1 pseudogene is annotated in these 215 nt (G+C 42.8%); it reads right to left on the reverse strand.

Annotated features, from left to right (window positions below):
- Nucleotides 1-21: 21 nt before the first annotated feature.
- Nucleotides 22-215 (reverse strand): annotated as a pseudogene (locus AM305_RS11895) (serine dehydratase subunit alpha family protein); the annotation flags it as partial.

Consider the following 215-nt stretch of genomic DNA (forward strand, 5'->3'; position numbering starts at 1 on the left):
ACAAATCTGACCGCTTGCACCTTAAATCCCCTTCGGTTTACTTACCATTATCTCAATCACTTGGCGGTCGGTATATTGCATACTTCTTGACGCAATCGCACAGAGATTGTTGATTGAGCGGTCAATTTGATGTTCGACAATGCCTTCGTTGCCGGTAACTTGAGTGTTATCAAGCGCCATCAAAATCGATTTATAGCTTGAACTTACACTGGTAG

This window comes from Actinobacillus minor NM305 (genome assembly GCF_000175195.1).
Lineage (GTDB): Bacteria > Pseudomonadota > Gammaproteobacteria > Enterobacterales > Pasteurellaceae > Haemophilus_A > Haemophilus_A minor.